The sequence below is a fragment of the Dyella japonica DSM 16301 genome, from assembly GCF_001010355.1.
In the GTDB taxonomy this organism is placed as follows: Bacteria; Pseudomonadota; Gammaproteobacteria; order Xanthomonadales; family Rhodanobacteraceae; genus Dyella; species Dyella japonica.
The window spans coordinates 1-601 of record NZ_JPLA01000073.1 but is presented as its reverse complement, the minus strand read 5'-3'; the positions used below and the strand labels follow the sequence as shown (position 1 = coordinate 601).

1 protein-coding gene is annotated in these 601 nt (G+C 43.6%); it reads right to left on the bottom strand.

Annotation, left to right across the window (positions count from 1 at the left end; genetic code table 11):
* A partial coding sequence (locus tag Y882_RS20150) for a DUF3987 domain-containing protein (RefSeq protein ID WP_162207436.1) occupies nucleotides 1-525 on the bottom strand: 525 nt, incomplete at its 3' end.
* Nucleotides 526-601: the final 76 nt, after the last annotated feature.

Below are 601 nucleotides of genomic sequence, written 5' to 3'. Positions count from 1 at the left end.
ACATAAGTCACTCCGTGCAACAATAAACGCACCCTTGAACATCGGGAACCGTTTATACACGCCAGCTTTAACTTCCCCATCCAAGAACTTCTTGATAGAGCTGAGCATTATTTTCTCACGACTGGTACTATCTGTAGAGCCAATCTGCCCACTATTACGCTTCTCTAAGAAACGCTCGTTACCCTGATCAATAAATGACTCAGCCCAACGATAATGTTCCATAGTAACAATAGGACGCTCACTGTTATCCGCTACAGCAAGAAGGGAGGCGATACGCAATACCTTCAACGCCTTTCTTGTGTACATCTGACGAATTACTTCATCCTGTACCTGTTCACCGTCATTACCGCTATTCAGGAACTTCGCAACAACATTATCAAGGTTATCAAACGCTTCGTGTACCTCTGCTTCCATTTCAACATAACATGGAGCAGTCCCTGACATAATACGCACAGCTTGTTTATAGATAGCTCCAATAGTGCGCAGAATTGCTTCTGGATATTCCAGGAGCATACTCTTATTCATTAGTGGCCTGTTAGCTGTACATTCCCATGCAATAATACGAGACATAAAACCACTCGACATCATGCGGTCATCAACG